The 14,946-nt window shown below is 71.1% G+C and carries 18 protein-coding genes; 10 read left to right on the top strand and 8 right to left on the bottom strand.

Going from position 1 to position 14,946, the window contains the following annotated elements; genetic code table 11:
• Nucleotides 1-6: 6 nt before the first annotated feature.
• The 5 genes from ACFZAX_RS31705 to ACFZAX_RS31685 all read left to right on the top strand — a co-directional run bounded on the left by ACFZAX_RS31705 (nucleotide 7) and on the right by ACFZAX_RS31685 (nucleotide 1,867).
• Nucleotides 7-369 (top strand): hypothetical protein, encoded by a 363-nt coding sequence (locus ACFZAX_RS31705; RefSeq protein WP_390965823.1) that lies wholly within the window; start codon nucleotides 7-9, stop codon nucleotides 367-369.
• Nucleotides 370-409: 40 nt separating this feature from the next.
• Nucleotides 410-607 (top strand): hypothetical protein, encoded by a 198-nt coding sequence (locus tag ACFZAX_RS31700; RefSeq protein WP_390965822.1) that lies wholly within the window; start codon nucleotides 410-412, stop codon nucleotides 605-607.
• 80 nt (nucleotides 608-687) lie between these two features.
• Complete coding sequence (locus ACFZAX_RS31695) at nucleotides 688-1,083, top strand: DUF3307 domain-containing protein (RefSeq protein ID WP_390965820.1); 396 nt, start codon at nucleotides 688-690, stop codon at nucleotides 1,081-1,083.
• Between the two features lie 70 nt (nucleotides 1,084-1,153).
• Nucleotides 1,154-1,564: a hypothetical protein gene (locus ACFZAX_RS31690; protein WP_390965819.1), complete on the top strand. Its 411-nt coding sequence runs from the start codon at nucleotides 1,154-1,156 to the stop codon at nucleotides 1,562-1,564.
• A 105-nt stretch (nucleotides 1,565-1,669) separates the two neighbouring features.
• Nucleotides 1,670-1,867, top strand: coding sequence for a hypothetical protein (locus ACFZAX_RS31685; protein ID WP_390965817.1), 198 nt, complete (start codon nucleotides 1,670-1,672; stop codon nucleotides 1,865-1,867).
• Between the two features lie 81 nt (nucleotides 1,868-1,948).
• Here the strand turns inward: ACFZAX_RS31685 and ACFZAX_RS31680 are convergent, their stop codons facing one another.
• Together ACFZAX_RS31680 and ACFZAX_RS31675 are read right to left on the bottom strand one after the other, a co-directional pair.
• Entirely contained in the window at nucleotides 1,949-2,089 is a 141-nt protein-coding gene (locus tag ACFZAX_RS31680; RefSeq protein WP_390965815.1) for a hypothetical protein, read from the bottom strand.
• A gap of 108 nt (nucleotides 2,090-2,197) precedes the next feature.
• Entirely contained in the window at nucleotides 2,198-2,725 is a 528-nt protein-coding gene (locus ACFZAX_RS31675; RefSeq protein ID WP_390965813.1) for a hypothetical protein, read from the bottom strand.
• A gap of 328 nt (nucleotides 2,726-3,053) precedes the next feature.
• Here ACFZAX_RS31675 and ACFZAX_RS31670 point away from each other — a divergent pair, with 328 nt between their 5' ends.
• The 3 genes from ACFZAX_RS31670 to ACFZAX_RS31660 all read left to right on the top strand — a co-directional run bounded on the left by ACFZAX_RS31670 (nucleotide 3,054) and on the right by ACFZAX_RS31660 (nucleotide 6,794).
• Nucleotides 3,054-4,961: a helicase HerA domain-containing protein gene (locus ACFZAX_RS31670; RefSeq protein WP_390965811.1), complete on the top strand. Its 1,908-nt coding sequence runs from the start codon at nucleotides 3,054-3,056 to the stop codon at nucleotides 4,959-4,961.
• Nucleotides 4,962-5,052: 91 nt separating this feature from the next.
• Nucleotides 5,053-5,871: an FtsK/SpoIIIE domain-containing protein gene (locus tag ACFZAX_RS31665; protein ID WP_390965809.1), complete on the top strand. Its 819-nt coding sequence runs from the start codon at nucleotides 5,053-5,055 to the stop codon at nucleotides 5,869-5,871.
• A gap of 107 nt (nucleotides 5,872-5,978) precedes the next feature.
• Complete coding sequence (locus ACFZAX_RS31660) at nucleotides 5,979-6,794, top strand: hypothetical protein (protein WP_390965807.1); 816 nt, start codon at nucleotides 5,979-5,981, stop codon at nucleotides 6,792-6,794.
• Nucleotides 6,795-6,895: 101 nt separating this feature from the next.
• On the opposite strand, the gene ACFZAX_RS31655 is transcribed toward ACFZAX_RS31660, so the two are convergent.
• Both ACFZAX_RS31655 and ACFZAX_RS31650 read right to left on the bottom strand, forming a co-directional pair.
• Nucleotides 6,896-7,468, bottom strand: coding sequence for an HD domain-containing protein (locus tag ACFZAX_RS31655; RefSeq protein WP_390965806.1), 573 nt, complete (start codon nucleotides 7,466-7,468; stop codon nucleotides 6,896-6,898).
• Nucleotides 7,469-7,482: 14 nt separating this feature from the next.
• Nucleotides 7,483-8,541 (bottom strand): helix-turn-helix domain-containing protein, encoded by a 1,059-nt coding sequence (locus ACFZAX_RS31650; protein ID WP_390965804.1) that lies wholly within the window; start codon nucleotides 8,539-8,541, stop codon nucleotides 7,483-7,485.
• Between the two features lie 213 nt (nucleotides 8,542-8,754).
• On the opposite strand from ACFZAX_RS31650, the gene ACFZAX_RS31645 reads away from it, so the two are divergent.
• Nucleotides 8,755-8,958: a hypothetical protein gene (locus ACFZAX_RS31645; protein ID WP_390965802.1), complete on the top strand. Its 204-nt coding sequence runs from the start codon at nucleotides 8,755-8,757 to the stop codon at nucleotides 8,956-8,958.
• Nucleotides 8,955-9,386 (top strand): DUF6415 family natural product biosynthesis protein, encoded by a 432-nt coding sequence (locus ACFZAX_RS31640; RefSeq protein ID WP_390965800.1) that lies wholly within the window; start codon nucleotides 8,955-8,957, stop codon nucleotides 9,384-9,386. Before ACFZAX_RS31645 ends, ACFZAX_RS31640 begins: the two co-directional genes overlap by 4 nt.
• Nucleotides 9,387-9,462: 76 nt before the next feature.
• Here the strand turns inward: ACFZAX_RS31640 and ACFZAX_RS31635 are convergent, their stop codons facing one another.
• The 4 genes from ACFZAX_RS31635 to ACFZAX_RS31620 all read right to left on the bottom strand — a co-directional run bounded on the left by ACFZAX_RS31635 (nucleotide 9,463) and on the right by ACFZAX_RS31620 (nucleotide 14,389).
• Nucleotides 9,463-9,771 carry a hypothetical protein gene (locus tag ACFZAX_RS31635; RefSeq protein ID WP_390965799.1) on the bottom strand — a complete coding sequence of 103 codons (309 nt, stop codon included), beginning with the start codon at nucleotides 9,769-9,771 and terminating at the stop codon, nucleotides 9,463-9,465.
• Nucleotides 9,768-10,667, bottom strand: a complete 900-nt coding sequence (locus ACFZAX_RS31630) for a replication initiation protein (protein ID WP_390965797.1) — start codon at nucleotides 10,665-10,667, stop codon at nucleotides 9,768-9,770. Before ACFZAX_RS31630 ends, ACFZAX_RS31635 begins: the two co-directional genes overlap by 4 nt.
• A 510-nt stretch (nucleotides 10,668-11,177) precedes the next feature.
• Nucleotides 11,178-11,999, bottom strand: a complete 822-nt coding sequence (locus tag ACFZAX_RS31625) for a hypothetical protein (RefSeq protein ID WP_390965795.1) — start codon at nucleotides 11,997-11,999, stop codon at nucleotides 11,178-11,180.
• On the bottom strand, nucleotides 11,996-14,389 hold the full coding sequence (locus tag ACFZAX_RS31620; protein ID WP_390965793.1) for a Helicase associated domain protein: 2,394 nt from the start codon (nucleotides 14,387-14,389) through the stop codon (nucleotides 11,996-11,998). Before ACFZAX_RS31620 ends, ACFZAX_RS31625 begins: the two co-directional genes overlap by 4 nt.
• Nucleotides 14,390-14,946: the final 557 nt, after the last annotated feature.

The following is a 14,946-nucleotide window of genomic DNA, read 5'->3' as shown; positions in this document are numbered from 1 at the left end:
ACCACCATGTCCGTGACCATCACCAAGACCGCCGGCCGCGCCGTGGAGATCACCTGGGCTCCCGAGGACGACCCGCACGGCTACCTCGCCCGCGCGGTGGAGGGCGACCAGCTCGCCTACGCCCTGGAGGCCCTCGGTGACGGCGCGAGCCTGACGGAGTACAGCGTCGATGCCGCTTTGCAGGCCGCCATGCACACCAAGGCCCTCGCGAAGGAGCTGGACCGGCGGGCGGCCAAGCAGGTCGTCACCCTCCGGGAGCAGCACGGCCTGTCCTGGGGCCAGATCGCGACCGTCGTCCTCGACGACGCCGCGCGCCAGTCCGCCGTCCGGCGGATGTACGAGAGCGGCCTGCGCCACCTCGGCCGCTGACCACCCACCCACCGATCACCCACACGAAAGCAGGAACCCCATGGGCGTCTTCAGCAAGAACAGCAACGAGAACGACAACACGACCGAGAACACCGACAACCCGAGCGACGACCAGCCCCAGTACAACAACAACGGCGCGATCACCGGCGGCCTCTTCGGCGGCGTCAACAACGGCGGCATCGTCGGCGGCACGATCACGGGCGGCACCTTCAACTTCGGCAACCGCGACACGGAGTGAAAGGCGGGGCGGCCGTCACTTCCCGGCGCCGGCCGCCCCTTCGTCCCGCCCAGCCCGATCAGACCGAGGGAACCCCACCCATGCTGCCAGAGCTCTTCGTCCTGCTCTACGCCGGACACCTCACCGCCGACTACGCACTCCAGACCGACCACCAGGCCGAGCACAAGGCCGCCGCGGGCGCCGCCGGATGGCGGGCCAACGTCGCCCACGCCGCCACCCACCTCGTCGTCGCCTCCTCCATGCTCGTCATCGGCCACCTCGTCCTCGACCTGCCGATCCCCGCCCTCCCGGCCCTCGGCGCCCTGACCTGGATCACCACCACCCACGCGATCCTGGACCGCCGGTGGCCGATCACCGCGTGGATGCGGATCGCCCGCCAGCAGGCCTGGGCCCAGCGCGGGGGAGCCGCCCACGTCGACCAGACCGCACACATCCTGGTGCTCCTGGTCGCCGCCCTGGCGCTCTCCGCGACCTGACCCCGCCGCACCCGTACGACAGCAGCCCCCGTCCCCTTCCGGGCGGGGGCTGCTGCATACCCTCGACGACGTGGAGAACGACAACACCGACGACGGGGCCCCGGTGGGGCGTCCGGACCGGCCCCCGCTGGAGCGCCAGCCGTGGTCCCCGGAGCAGGGACCGCCACCCCGGGTGACGGCCTACCCCGCCGGGCGCCGGCCGGGCATGTACGTCTGGAACGGGACCACGTGGGTCCACTGCTCGGTGGAGGCCCGCCACGACTGGCCCGACGGCGAGATCACCTACATGGTGTCCGGGCCACTGGCCGGAGCCCCCGGCCACATCGTGATCCGCACCTACGTATGGCCGCACGGCCTGCGCCCCGTGCCCCAGCACACCGCGCCCCCGCCCGCCCCGCCCGAAGCCCGCCGCGAGGCAGAGGCCGAAGGCGACACCCAGGACGAGGACGAGAGCGAGGGCGGGGACACGAGCGGCGAGTGACCGCCCGCCCTGCGCGGAGCCGGGCCCTACCAGCCGCACACCGCACAGTCCGTGAAACCGACTGTTCTCCCCGCCCGGAAGACCGTCCGTCCGTACGGTGGCGTGATGGACGAGACGACCGAAGTCGAGCTGCACGGCGGCCCGCTGGACGGGCAGAGAGTCCCGGTGTTGCTCGAGGACGACGACCCGTGGATCGCCGTCATCAGCGACCACGGCACCTACCCCGGCGGCCGTTCCCTCTACGCCCCGGACCCGGAAGGTGTCTGGCGGTGGGTCCGGGACCTGCGGCACGACGAGTTGTAGCAGCGTCTTCCCGTGAGGTCCGGGGAAACGGACGGGCGGGCCGACTCGGAAGCCGGCCCGCCCGCAGAGCGACGCACGTGTTCAGCGCTGGGCGCTGGTCACGCCCCAGCCGAGGTCCTCGTCGTGCGCACCCCAGCCCGGGTCCCCGCCCTGGACGCCCCAGCCGAAGTCCCCGCCGTGCAGGCCCCAGCCCACGTCGCCGACCCCGCAGTTTTCCCTCATGGTCAACACCCCCAAGATCCTCATCGAAGGGCAGCAGACTACGCCCGGGCGCCGTCCGGTGCGGCGAGAGGCCACACGGCGGCCCTGCCTGGCCCGGGGAGCGTGGGTTCAGGGCGGCGGTGCGGGAAGCGGGGGCGGGTCGGTGTGGTGGCGCAGCCGAGGCCACAGCGGGTGGTCGGCGAGGGCGGTGAGGAGGATCGCAGCGACTTGGAGGTCCACGGTGCGGGTCCGCTTCACCTCGCTGATCACGAAGGGCATCTGCCATGCCCACAGTTCACGCGCGGCCGCATTCAGCCGTCGGCTGACCAGGCCCATCGCGGTGATGGCCGGCCTGCCCGTGAGACGCGGTGACAGGTACTCCGCGAGGACCTGACTGTGCAGGCCGGGCGGGCCGGGCTCCGCGCACACCCGCCAGACCAGATTCAGCTCCTCCACGGTGTGCAAGTCCTTCACCCAGGTCCGCAGCATGTCTTCCGTCCACGGGCAGTCGTGGTGACCCGGCGGACTCCACACCACGTCCTCCGGCGGCACCACCGGTCGCCCACCGGGCGCGGACTGCGGTTTCCCGTAGGCCGCGCGCACCGTACGGAGCGCTTCCTCGTACGAGTCGGACTCGGTGTCGATCGTGAACTTCAACGCCCCACCCCCGGGTTCGGCACTTCGTGCCCGGAGGCTACCCGGCACGTCGCGCGGCGACTGCGCATTCCGTGATTCACGCCCGGGAAGCCGGCGCCGGGTCCCGCTGGGCAGGCACTGCTTGCCGTAGACCGGTCCGTCACCTCCTGCTGGCCGGCCGCGCTCCGCAGCCGGGGCGCCTACGGACTCTCCGGTCCGCGAGGCCGTCCACAACCCGCCGCTCAGTCCGCTCTTTCGCGCGATCTCTGTCCACAGGCCGCCCGGCTTAGGAAAGGGGTGTCCGCTTCCGGGTGTGCAGTGCCTGGACGCACATCGAAAGGACGCAGCCATGGGTCAGACGAAGTTCGACAAGCAGGTGGAGGAGAACGCCGAGTCCCTTGTGTTCGGGATCGGCAGGGTGTTGGCCGGGCGGGACGTGGACGGGGTCCGTCGTACGGACGCGACGTTTTGGCGGGCGGGCACCCGGGTCCTGCCGGACGTGGAGGGCAAGGTCCGGCGCCGCTCCTACAAGCCCGGGTGGCGTCGCCTGGCCTTCCGGACCGCGCTCGGCGCGAGCGTGACCGAGAGCGCCTACCTGGCCTCCGGCTACCCGCACGCCACCGCCCACTACGCCCAGGAGCTGTGGGCGTACCGGGATCAGGCGCTCGCCGCGCTGGAGCCGGCCGGGATCGGCGCCGCCTCGTTCCTGACCGTGGGCACCGCCGCGTACCTGGTGCTGACCCGCGAGCGCCGGGAGCTGATGCGCGAGTGGGTCGGCCCGCTCCACGAGGCTCTCCACCGGCCGCTCGGCCTGGCGGAGCAGACGGAGCCGCGCCGCTACCTCCACGTCCCGAAGAACTTCTCCGACGACGACGCGGAGATCCGCATCGACCTGCCCCGTCAGCTGGGCTTCTCCCGTGAGGTCGTCGCCGACCTCATCACCCAGAAGCTCGCCCTGGAGGGCGTCACGTTCTCCTGGCACCCGGAGGGCCGTTCCCCGTACGTGCGGGTGAAGAAGACCCGCAAGCCCCCCGCGAAGGCCGTCTTCAAGGACCCGAGGACGCGGGAGCTGGTGGCCAAGGCCAAGGAGTCCGCACCGGTCATCGGGTTCGGTGCCGGCGGGCGGATCGTCTCCGTCGACCTGGACGCCGTCTCCCCGCACATCCTCGTCAACGCCAGTACGGGCGGCGGCAAGTCGGTGACCCTGCGGTGCATCGCCTGCCAGATGCTCCACCACGGCAGCCACGTCATCGTCCTCGACACCAAGCGGATCTCCCACCCCTGGGCGCGCGGCCTGCCCGGCGTCACGTACTGCGCCGACATCGCCGACATCCACGACCAGCTCATCGCGCTCGGCATGGAAGGCCGGCGCCGCACCCGGGTCGCCGACGACCTCGGCATCGGCGCCGACCCGAAAGCCATCGGCCCCCGCCTGTTGATCCTCCTCGAAGAGGTCAACGCGACGATGAAGCAGCTGGCCCGCTACTGGGAGAAGACCCGCGAGCCCGGCGACCCGAAGGTCTCCCCGGCCGTCGACGCCCTCAACGAGATCCTCTACATGGGCCGCCAGCTGCGCATGCACGTCCTCATGGTCGCCCAGTCCGCGACCGCCCGCGCCCTCGGCGGCCCGGAGGTCCGCGAGCAGTTCTCCACCCGCATCCTCGCCCGCTACAGCCTCAACGCCTGGCGGATGCTCGCTCCCGAGGTCCACCCCGCACCGAAGTCCACGAAGCACCCCGGGCGCGCCCAGGTCGTCACGGGCAGCAGTGCCAGCGAGACGCAGGTGCTGTTCTTCACCGAGACGGAAGCCCGCGAGTGGGCCAGCACCGGCACGGCGGCCACCGAACCGCAGCACACCGTCCTCCCCGCGCCCCCGGGGCCGACACCGCTGCACAAGCCGCCCGTCCCGACCACCGGCCCTGATCCCGCCCTGGCCGCCGACGCCCTCGCCGGCGCCTGGAACACCAAGCCCCCGGCCCCGGCCGCCGACCCGGGCGACACCACGGCCAGCACCACACCGCCGTCGGCGAGCCCGGCCCCGGTCGACGACGACCAGGCGGTGGGCCTGCGCCAGGCAGCCGAACACCACCTGCCCAGCATCACCCTGGCCGCGCTGCGCTTCGCCCGCGCCAACGACCCGGCCTTCCCCGCCCCGGTCGACCAGCGCGGCGCCGAACTCCTCTACCGCCTCGGCGACCTCAAGAAGTGGGCGCGCAACCGTCCCCGCGCCGCCGGCGGCACCACCGACCTCGACTGAACGGCCCTGTCCGCTTCAGCCGACACGATCCCCCTCGTCCCGGAGAACACCCGGTTCCCCGGGCACCACACAGAAAAGGAACACCACCCCCATGTGGAACACCACCAAGAGCACCGTCCCGCAGCAGCTGCGCCTGACCGACCCGGGCGTCCGCGAGCAGCTGGAAAAGCTGCCCGCCTCCCAGATCCTCATCGGCCACGGCACCGACGGGCAGCCGGTCTGCGTCGACCTGGACGACGACGCGCCGCACGTCCTGGTCTGCACCGCCACCGGCGGCGGCACCTCCACCGTCCTGCGCACCCTGACCGCCCAGCTCCTCCACCAGGGCGGGCACGTCCTGGTCCTCGACTCCAAGCGGATCTCCCAGGTATGGGCGCAGCCCCTGCCGACAGTGACCTACCGCCGCGACACCGACGACATCCACACCGCCCTCCTCGGTCTCCGTACCGAACTGGAACGCCGCGCTCACCACGCCGACAAGCACGGTGACGTCGAAGACCTGCCCTGGCTGACGGTGGTGTTCGAGTCCGCCGGCCACACCCTGCGCCAGCTCGCCCGTCACTGGGCCAAGGTCCGGCAGCCGGGCGAGGCCATGACGTCCCCGGCCGTCGACGCGTACGAGGAGCTCCTCTTCACCGGGCGCGCGACCCGCATCCACTTCCTCGTCGGCGCCCCGGACTACCGCCCCGGGCTGTTGCGCGAGCAGTTCTCCACCGTGCTCCTGGGACGCGTCACCACCCGCACCTGGAACCAGGCAGCCCCGCAGGTCACCACCGTCCCGAAGGCCAGCACCCGCCCGGGCCGCTTCCACACCGTGCAGGGCTCCACCGCCCACCCGACGCAGGTCCTGCTCATGAGCGAGACCGAAGCCGCCGCGTGGGCCGCCGCCCCGCAGACCGCAGCGGGCTGATCCCGAACCGGCCGGACCGGGCCCTGTCCGGTTCCGCCGACACGATTCCCCTCGACCCGGTGAACACCCGGCTCACCAGGCACCGCACAGAGAAGGAACACCGCACCATGACGCACACGACCGCCCTCCCGCAGGTGCTGCACTTCACCGACCCCGGCCTGCGCGAGCAGATCGAGGCGATGCCCGAAGGCACCGCACTGATCGGCATCAGCACCACCGGCCGCGCCATCGCCGTCGACCTGGACGCCGAATCCCCGCACGTCCTGGTCTGCACCGCCACCGGCGGCGGCAGCACCACCGTCCTGCGCTCCCTCACCGCACAGTTCCTGCACCAGGGCGCCCACGCCCTGGTCCTCGACCTCACGCAGGTCTCCCACCTGTGGGCGAAGGACCTGCCGACGGTGACCCACCGCGGCAACATCGCCGGCATCCACGACGCCCTGGTCCACCTCGCCGACGAACTCAAGCGCCGCAACCAGCTTCCCGACCACCACCTCGCCGACGCCCCGAGGCTGATCGTCGCGATCGACAGCGCCAACGGCACCCTGCACCGGCTCGCCCGCTACTGGGAGACGTTCCGCCAGCACGACGACCCCACCACGTCCCCGGCCGTCACCGCACTCGAGGAAGCCCTCTGGACCGGACGCTCCGTCCGCGTCCACGTCCTCCTCGACGGCACCCCCCACACCAGCGTCCTCGGCGCGGCGGCCCACGAGCTGTTCGCCACCGTGATCCTGGCCCGGTTCACCGCCGACACCTGGCAGCGCCTGGCCCCGATAACCGGCCCCGCCCCGAAGAGCAGCAGGCACCCGGGCCACGCCCACGTCGTCCAGGAGGGCACCGCCCACCCGACGCAGCTCCTGCTCATGACCGACGCCGAAGCCGCCGACTGGCTCACCGCCACGGCGGCCGGGAAGAACTGACCAGCCCGAAGCCGGACACACCACGGGCCCCGGGGGATCAACATCCCCGGGGCCCGTTCATGAAGTTGCCGGGCTGCACGCGCGGCGGTGGCCGGTGCCGGTCAGGACAGGAAGTTCTTCTGCCACTGGAGCGAGTCCATGGACAGCGCGGCGTCCGCGAGGGCCTTCGCCGAGGGAGTCTTGAGGGAGGCGAGGCTGGTGTCGATCCAGTTCTGCGTGAGGCTGTAGCCCTGCTCCCGGTACTCGACCGCCTGGACGAGGCATTCGAGCTTGTCGGCGTCGCGGGCGACGATCGCCTCCGGTGTCTCGGCGGCCTCGTACTCGTCGACCGCGCCCTGCACGCCGGTGCGTACGGCAGGGTGGGCGTTGGCGACCTGGTCGGCGGTCACCTCCCCGTTCGGCGCCGCACGCAGGTACTTGCGGCCGATGTGCGGGATGTCCCCGATCCGCGTCTCCTGGGAGTCGTGGAACAGGCACATCAACGCGACCCGGGCCGGGTCGGCGCCTTCCATCATGGCGAGGACCGAGCCGATCACCCCGACACGGAAGGAGTGCTCGGCCACGGACTCCGGCTGCCTGTTGCCGGTGAACCACCAGCCGGTCCGTGCGACGCGCTTGAGCACGCCCATCTCGGAGATGAAGCTCGCGGTACCCCTGGTGGTGTCATCGGCCATGCGGTCCTCCAGTGTCAGCGGTCGTGATCGAAAACGTAGTGGACGTGGGACAGTTCGCGCCGGGATCTCACCGAGAGCGCCGCCTGGTCCAGGAGCAGCCCGGTCTGTCCGCGCAGCGGACCGGCGAGTGGCCCGGCGGCCTGTGGGAGCCACGGGAACGCGGTGAGCAGCGCCCACAGCGAGTGCGCGTACAGGTCGACGAAGCCGGGTGCGAGGTGCAGCCCGCCCGCCAGGCCCCGCAGCAGCGTCACCGGATCCCAGCCCGACAGGTCCCTGTCCCGCATGAAGGCGTCGTCCGGCTGCGGCAATGCCAGAGCCCCGAGCCACAGCGCCCAGTAGTTCAGGTTCGCGGCCTCGGCGACGTCGTCGTCGGCCAGGGCGCGGTCGATGAAGTCCAGTAGTGGCTGCGGGTCCCCGAGCCGGGCGAGCGCGGCGGCGGTGGACCGGGCCTCCGCCCAGTGCGGCGACCAGCCCCGCCGGGCCAGCACGTCACGCCGCCTGTGCAGGGCCTGCGCGGTCCACGCGGCCGCGTCCGGCCCCTGGTCGTAGGAGGCGAGGTAGAGCGCCTGGCGGTGCAGCAGCACCCCGCTTTCGCCCTGGCGGGCCGCCGCCTCGGTCGTGTCCCGCAGCCGGTCGAAGAACACCGCCCGGTCCGCGGCCGCCAACGTCGGGGCGACGGCGACCGGACCACGCCGGGCACGGGGAAGCCGTCCCGTGAGCGCCGGCGGCACGGTGCCGTTCACCGCCCACGCCAGCATGTGCGCCGTGCCCCGGGTATGCACCCACCCGGCCAGCGGGTGCGGCCCGCCGGTCTCGCCGTCCAGCCCGGCCGCGATGATCCGGTCCGCGTCCATCGCCGCGTCCAGCCACACCACCAGCACCCTGTCCCCGCCGAGCGCCGGCAACCGCCTGCGCAGCTCCAGCAGCGCACCGGCCCGCATGTTCGCCAGCGGACGCCGCCCCGACTCCCAGCCCTGCACCGTCTCCACATCCACGCCCAGGGCCTCCGCCAGCCCGGCCTGCGTACGCGGCATCGACTCACGCACCAGACGCAGCACGAACCCACTCACCACGCCCGCAGACGTCCGTCGCGGCCTGCCCATACCGACCTGCCCCCAAAGGCCCTGCACACCGAAACCCGTACTCACGGTCAGTCCTATCGCATCCCCGCCACCCATAACGTCGGAATACGGTCGGCCTCCGACGAACGAGACCACCCACCACCACGACACGCGCATGTCGCGACGACGCGACACCACCGACGCACACCAGGAGACGGGGCCCGCATGCGCACACCCACCCCCAGAGCCACCACCCCACCAACCCAACCACCCGCCGAGACAACCGAGTCCAGACCCGGCCCGGCCGTGTACGGCGTCCCCTCCCCGAACCTCCTCGCCCGCGCCCACCGCGGCTACGCCCGCTTCCTCGACCACGGGCCCGAGGGCCAGGACGACGAGGCCGCGCGCGGTACGGGCACCGCGCGGTGACCGCCGGCCTGCCCCCCGACACCCCGGCCACGCCGTCGTCGCGGCCCAGCACGCACACGGTCCTCTACGACCCCGACGGACAGCTCGGGGCGGAGCTCCCGCTCGACCGCGAACCCTACGAGAGCCTCATCAAGGCCGTCCTCGCCTGGTCCTGCCCCGACACGCTCGCGATCCGCGACTACCACCAGATCGCCCTCCAGCTCACCGGCCACGCCCGCGCCGTCGCCGCCGAACTCCGTACGCGCGCCGACCAGCTCCCCAAGAGCAGCGGGCCCCGGGCGCTCGCCGACCTCGTCCTGCGCGAGGCGGAAGACCAGCTGTTCCCGCTGCCCGAGGGCACCATGCACTGCGTCCAGGCCCGCGCTCGCACGGTGCGTGCCCTCTACGAACGTCTGGACCGCCTGGAGGCCACGCCGGCGGCCCAGTAGGGACGGCCGACATGGTCACCGTCCTCGCCCACCAAGCCTCTTCGCTGCTGACTACGAGCGCCGGCCCGCCTGCTCGCTACGCGCCCTGCTCGTGCGTTTCACCGGAAGCGGCGTAGCGGGTGAGGTCGACACCGGCCGAGCGGGCTTCCTTGAGCCGGATGGACACCAGACCGGCGGAAACAGACAGCTGACGCGCGATCTCGCACCCCTTCAGCCCCTGTCGGTGCAGCTCGACGATCTGATCCCGGCGTTGGCGGGACCGGCCCTCGTACTCCGCGCGTTCCTCGGCGACCATGCGCAGCACCGTCCGCGGGGACACGCCGAACCGGTCCGCAAGCTCACGGGCCGTCGCGGTACGGCGCTCACGCATGGGTTCCTGCGTCACGGCGTCCCCCTCATGTACTCAAGCATTGCTGCTGCGCGCTCGTCCCGGCGTGCAGCGCGCGCGGTGCCGCTCTTCTTGCCGCGGGCGGACTGGATGGCGATGAAGGTGGCTTCATAGACGGCGGCGCCGTCCTTCCACATCCTCGACCGGGTCGTGATCCAGCGGTGGATGCTGTTGGCGATCGCGCGGGCCTCCACGGTCGGCAGCGGCTCGGTGAACTCGGCGTTGCGGGTGTGTACTTCCGCGTGGATGGCACTGTGGAGGGTCTCGGAGCTGCCGAAATGGTGGCGGACTTCGCGGTACGCCCAGGTGCGGGCCGTCTCGAAGATCGAGCAGTTACGCCCCAGCCCCGCAATGTTGGTACGGAACCTCTTGGCCTCCCGCCAGCGCGTCGGCGGCATATGGCCGCCCAGCGCCTCCTCCAGTCCTCCGAGCGTGTGGAGACCGCCATGGAGCCACTCGGTGCTCCAGTCCGTGTGCAGCGGGTTCTTCGTCATCAGCCCCGAGTAGGCCGCATCCCCATCCATCGCCCGCCGCAGTCCCTCGGTGACGGCGGCGGCGTAGGCCAGTGGCTTGCGCCGGGCGTACTCGGTCCGCGTCACCGCCTCCGCCAGAGCCCACACCGCATGCGCATGCCCGTTCACCGGGTTCTCCACCACCGCGTTGGGCAGCGGATGCGACCCCACCGACGAGACCGCCCGCAGCACCGCATCGGCGTGATCCACGTCCACGACGAGAAGATTGCTCACCGCCGACGGGTTCGCCTCCACGTAACGACGCGTCATCGCCACCGGCCGCCGCTCCCGCCGGATCCCCTCGTGCAGTCGGTTCGTCGCGTACGGCCGCAACGGCAGCCACAACTCGTCCCACTGCCCCGCGGGCAACTCCACATTCATGCGCTGATCATTCCGGGTCGGTCAGGCCGGAAAGCCACCGGACACGCCGTGATCTTTAAAGTCGGTCACGAACCAAGTCAGATGATTGCGGCTCCCGCGCCCTGCTCCACCCGGCAGCCGTTACACCCCGCCTTGCAGAGCGGGGAACTTTAAGGTCGGACAGAAACCAAGTCAGATGTTCCGAACTCTCCGACCCTCACCCGCCTCCGCCGAACCCCACTCGAGGAGCCGGTCCCACAGTCCCCGGCCTGCCCGCCTCGCACGGGGCCGACTTCTCCCAGCCGCCATACAGCCAGACAGGGGGAACACTCAAAACCCCAGGGCCTACACGAACGCCAGTGCGATGCGAGACCCTTTGACGCCGTGTCATCAAACTGGCGTGCGTGTAGGACCTGGGATGCGACGCCGTCGACTCCGGGCAGCAGAAGGCCGGTTCGGCCGCTGCCGACCACACAGGCGCGGGGCCGAACAGGATCCCCCTGTCCGGCCCCGCCACTCGTTCCCGGCTACTCACCGACTGAGGCGGGTACGCGGTCCCCACACGAACTCGAGGTCGTCCAGGAACACGATCTCCAGCTCCTCCTCCCACTGGGCACGCAGGAGGAACGGCGCGCTCTCCATCCGCTCCACGATGACCAGGGTCTCGGGCTGCCCGATCAGCGCGTACCGGCCGTGCGAGGCGGGCTTACTGCCCGGCCCGTGCGTGCGCAGCATCGCCTCCAGACGGGCGCGGTGCTGCTCCACGAACGCCTCCAGGCGCTCGATGTACCCCGCGCGTTCCTCAGGGCGCACCGCGCTCAGCGCGACGTCCAGGAAGTCCCCGCCGTCCGGCCAGTGCCGCACCCCCGGCGCGGCCACGGCCCATGGGAAGCGTTCCGCCGCCGCCAGGACGTCCTTCGCGTCCAGCGCCACGGCCGGGGCGGCGGCGTCTGGATCCTCCGCCGGAGCCGCCTGCGGCGCGGGAGAGGCCGACTGCGAGAGGTGGGCGACCAACATGGCGTTGGACGCGGCGAGCCCCCGCCCCGTGGTGGCGGTGGTGTCGGCGATGCGCAGCAGCTGGCTGGCGACGTCGCGGACTCCGGCGTGCCACCCGTCCTCGAAGCGCTCCTCGGACCCGTGCGGGGCGCTGCTCTCGGAGATCCAGGTGTGGGCGCCGGCCACCGCCCCGGCCTCCAGCTGCGCCACGATGTCGTCGGCCTGCTCGTGTCCGATCCCGACGGCGGCCAGGGCCTGGAAGACCATGAACCGCGCGTCGATGGCCTTGCTCTGGTGGTGGCTGATGCCGGCCAGCTCCTGGCCGTACGCATCGACGCCCGGCTGCTCGGTGCTCATGCAGCCCACTCCAGCCCGTGGCCGGCCAGCGCGGCGAGCTTGTCGGCAGTCAACTTGTCGCGGCGGCTCTTGCTGTTGCTGAGAAACACCCCGAGCTTGACGACGTGCTCCTGGCCGTCGATGACGATCCGTTCTTCGTGGGCTCTGGGGACGGTCAGGGAGCCCGTGCGGGCCTTGTACTGCGCCAGGGCCACCATTCCCTTCTCGAAGGCGCTCACAGCCTTCTTGAGGGCCTTGGCGGGCTCCGTCTGCTCCGGGGGCAGCGGGACGACGCCGACCGCCTCCAGGAGCTCGCGCTGCCCGTCCATCAGGCCGGTCCAGACGGTGTGCTGACGCTGCTTCGCCAGCCACTTCCCGATGTCCATGCCGTGCACGGTGAAGCCGGGCAGGACGTCGGAGTGGTCGTCCTCGTCCGCCAGGAGCTCCCGCAGCGCGGCGTAGTGCCTCTGCCACTCCGCCGGCCACGCGGGATCCCAGTGCGCGTCCACGGCCTCCAGCGCGCTCTTCCACTCCGGGCGGTCCTCCAGGGCTCCCGGGCGGCGCAGGTTGGACAGCCACTGCCCCACCGGCCGGTCCAGCATGGTGGCGGACCGGGGCGCGCACAGGGTCCAGTGCTCCGCGTAGTACGCCCTGGCGGCCTCCAGGTTCTCCTGGAACCGCTCATCAGCCGGGTTCCAGACCATGCCGAGCTTCTCCAGCCGCGCCGCACGCTGCCCGGTCATCTGCCCGGACCCGTACGCGCGTCGTTGTTCCGCGTTCCAGGCCCCGAGCGGGAACGCGCCCTCCTTGTGCCCGTACGGAACCCTGGCATGACCCTCACGTTCGGTGAACGTCTTGAGTGCCGCCCAGCCGCGCGCCCAGTCCTGGCGCTCGATGTCGATCACGTTGAACGAAACCCAGTCCGCGACCATCACCGGGTCACGCGGGGCCGCGAAACGCAGCAAGATCCGGGATTCGTCTTCGTCTTCCTCGGGCGGCGACCCGATGTATTCGGACGGCTGGACCACGTTCTTCTGCGGCTCCTGCGGAATGGCCAGCAATTCGATGGCCTCTTCGTCGTGAGCCCGCAGCCCTTCCAATACCTTCACCAAAGGCTTATACGAACCCGACGTGAACATATCCTCCGGCTGTTCCCCGTGCGGAAGGAACACGGGCACGATCAGCGAGGCGAGTTTCCCCTCGCCCGGCTTCTGCCGGAGGGCCCGGCCGATGGCCTGGACGATGTCGTGCGGCGCCCCCTTCGGATCCAGCAGGGCCACCGAGTCCACCGCACGGATGTCGACACCCTCACCCAGCACCCGGCAGTTCGAGAGGACCGCACGCCGCCCCGTGGACCCGAACTCGCCCAGGACACCCCGCCGGCGCTCGGGCACGTGCTCACCGCACAGCCAGTCCGCCCAGATCGCCGACGGGTACTTCTCGGGCTGGTCCGCGTGCAGCTTCGCCGCCACCCGCTCCAAGCCCTCCGCGTACGCCTGAGCCTCTATCGTCCGATGGTGGAAGGTGATGCAGGTCTGGAGGTTGTGCTGCGCCATGGTGTGCAGCAGCGCGGCCTGGAGCGCCCCGAGCCGCTGCCCGCGCACCTCCTCCTCGTGCCGCTCCTCGCCCATCAGCCGCTCGGGCGTGACGACCGGGTCCTGGAGCTCCAGCACGATGATCTGATACCGCGCCAGCAGCTTCCGGGACACGGCCGACGCCAGCGAGAGCTTGTAGAGGACCGGTCCGAAGACGCGCTCGTCGTCCATGGAGGCCGCCATCTCGCGCGGCAGCGGGTCACGCACCCCCTCCGCGACGTCGCGGTTCAGGCGCTCCTCCCAGATCCGCGGCGTGGCCGTCAGGTACAGCCGCCGGTGCGACGGGATGACGCCCTGGTCGTGGACGTCGGCCCACGCCTTACCCATCGAGCCGGACGTCCTGTGGGCCTCATCGACCACCGTCAGGTCCATCGGGGCCAGGATCTGCCCGTAGGCGCCCTCGAAGGCCTCCGCCAGGACCCTCAGCGAGGCGTACGTCCCGAAGATGGCCACCGGCCCGGCACCGTGCCACAGAGCCAGCTGCACGGGATTCGTCGTGGAGCGCACCTTGAGGTTCCACAGCTCCGGGTCGTCGGTGAGGCTGCACACCGCCACCGCCGGCCCCGTGTGCCCAGCCGCCCGCCACGCCTGCACCGTCTGGGTCAGCAGATCCAGCGTCGGCACCAGGACGAGAACGCGGCCCTTAGGAACAAGGCGCCTTGCCGAAGCCGCCGCGATAATGGTCTTTCCCGTGCCGCACGCGGCGTGTACCTGCCCGCGCAGGCCATTCACGGGAATCCCACCCGGCGGAATATCGAAGCCCCGCACGATAGCGGCCACGGCTTCAATCTGGTGGTCACGCAACTTCACGGCCATTTCCCGTGTTCTCCGTTTCGCGGAATAGAGCGCGTAATCAGAAAGGAAGATCCCGGTGCGTTGATGCGGCTCCGGGATTGTGGTGTCTGGACCCAAACTCTACACAGAGATGCACCGTGATGCATCACTCGCACGCCAACTTTCACCCGCACGGTGATACATGGCCGAATCTCGCCCCGAAGCGGCCGGTTGCCCTGTATGCTTCCGGGTACCAGTGAGCCTGACCGGACAGGTCGAGAGCAGAAGAGGGGTCAGGGTGGAGCGCAGCGGAACCCGTCACTGCGGCGAGGCCGGCACCCGTACCACCCGACGGCCCGCCACACCCCGCGTAGGAGTGGTGGCCAGGAATCCCAAGCCCTACACAGGCCCGCACGCGATGCACCTCCCCTCGTAGCCAGCCAAGGCAACCGCGCTTGCGCGGGTGCCCACAATGAGCGCTTGCGCGAATTGCATCCCCCCAGAAATTCCGTTTACGGAATTCCATTCCAGCGCTTGCGCTGGAATTCGAATTGCGCTTGCGCAATTCCATCACTATGCAGCGCGCCAGCGCTGCATAT

Source organism: Streptomyces sp. NPDC008125, assembly GCF_042957125.1.
GTDB lineage: Bacteria > Actinomycetota > Actinomycetes > Streptomycetales > Streptomycetaceae > Streptomyces.
This window is presented reverse-complemented; position numbering and strand designations above follow the sequence as displayed.

Excerpts from the sequence above, each read along its gene's own strand:
- ACFZAX_RS31645 (WP_390965802.1), top strand. The coding sequence starts at position 8,755 with ATGCGCACACCCACCCCCAGAGCCACCACCCCACCAACCCAACCACCC.
- ACFZAX_RS31685 (WP_390965817.1), top strand. The coding sequence starts at position 1,670 with ATGGACGAGACGACCGAAGTCGAGCTGCACGGCGGCCCGCTGGACGGG.
- ACFZAX_RS31655 (WP_390965806.1), bottom strand. The coding sequence starts at position 7,468 with ATGGCCGATGACACCACCAGGGGTACCGCGAGCTTCATCTCCGAGATG.
- ACFZAX_RS31660 (WP_390965807.1), top strand. The coding sequence starts at position 5,979 with ATGACGCACACGACCGCCCTCCCGCAGGTGCTGCACTTCACCGACCCC.
- ACFZAX_RS31630 (WP_390965797.1), bottom strand. The coding sequence starts at position 10,667 with ATGAATGTGGAGTTGCCCGCGGGGCAGTGGGACGAGTTGTGGCTGCCG.
- ACFZAX_RS31695 (WP_390965820.1), top strand. The coding sequence starts at position 688 with ATGCTGCCAGAGCTCTTCGTCCTGCTCTACGCCGGACACCTCACCGCC.
- ACFZAX_RS31670 (WP_390965811.1), top strand. The coding sequence starts at position 3,054 with ATGGGTCAGACGAAGTTCGACAAGCAGGTGGAGGAGAACGCCGAGTCC.
- ACFZAX_RS31620 (WP_390965793.1), bottom strand. The coding sequence starts at position 14,389 with ATGGCCGTGAAGTTGCGTGACCACCAGATTGAAGCCGTGGCCGCTATC.
- ACFZAX_RS31625 (WP_390965795.1), bottom strand. The coding sequence starts at position 11,999 with ATGAGCACCGAGCAGCCGGGCGTCGATGCGTACGGCCAGGAGCTGGCC.
- ACFZAX_RS31700 (WP_390965822.1), top strand. The coding sequence starts at position 410 with ATGGGCGTCTTCAGCAAGAACAGCAACGAGAACGACAACACGACCGAG.
- ACFZAX_RS31680 (WP_390965815.1), bottom strand. The coding sequence starts at position 2,089 with ATGAGGGAAAACTGCGGGGTCGGCGACGTGGGCTGGGGCCTGCACGGC.
- ACFZAX_RS31705 (WP_390965823.1), top strand. The coding sequence starts at position 7 with ATGTCCGTGACCATCACCAAGACCGCCGGCCGCGCCGTGGAGATCACC.
- ACFZAX_RS31665 (WP_390965809.1), top strand. The coding sequence starts at position 5,053 with ATGTGGAACACCACCAAGAGCACCGTCCCGCAGCAGCTGCGCCTGACC.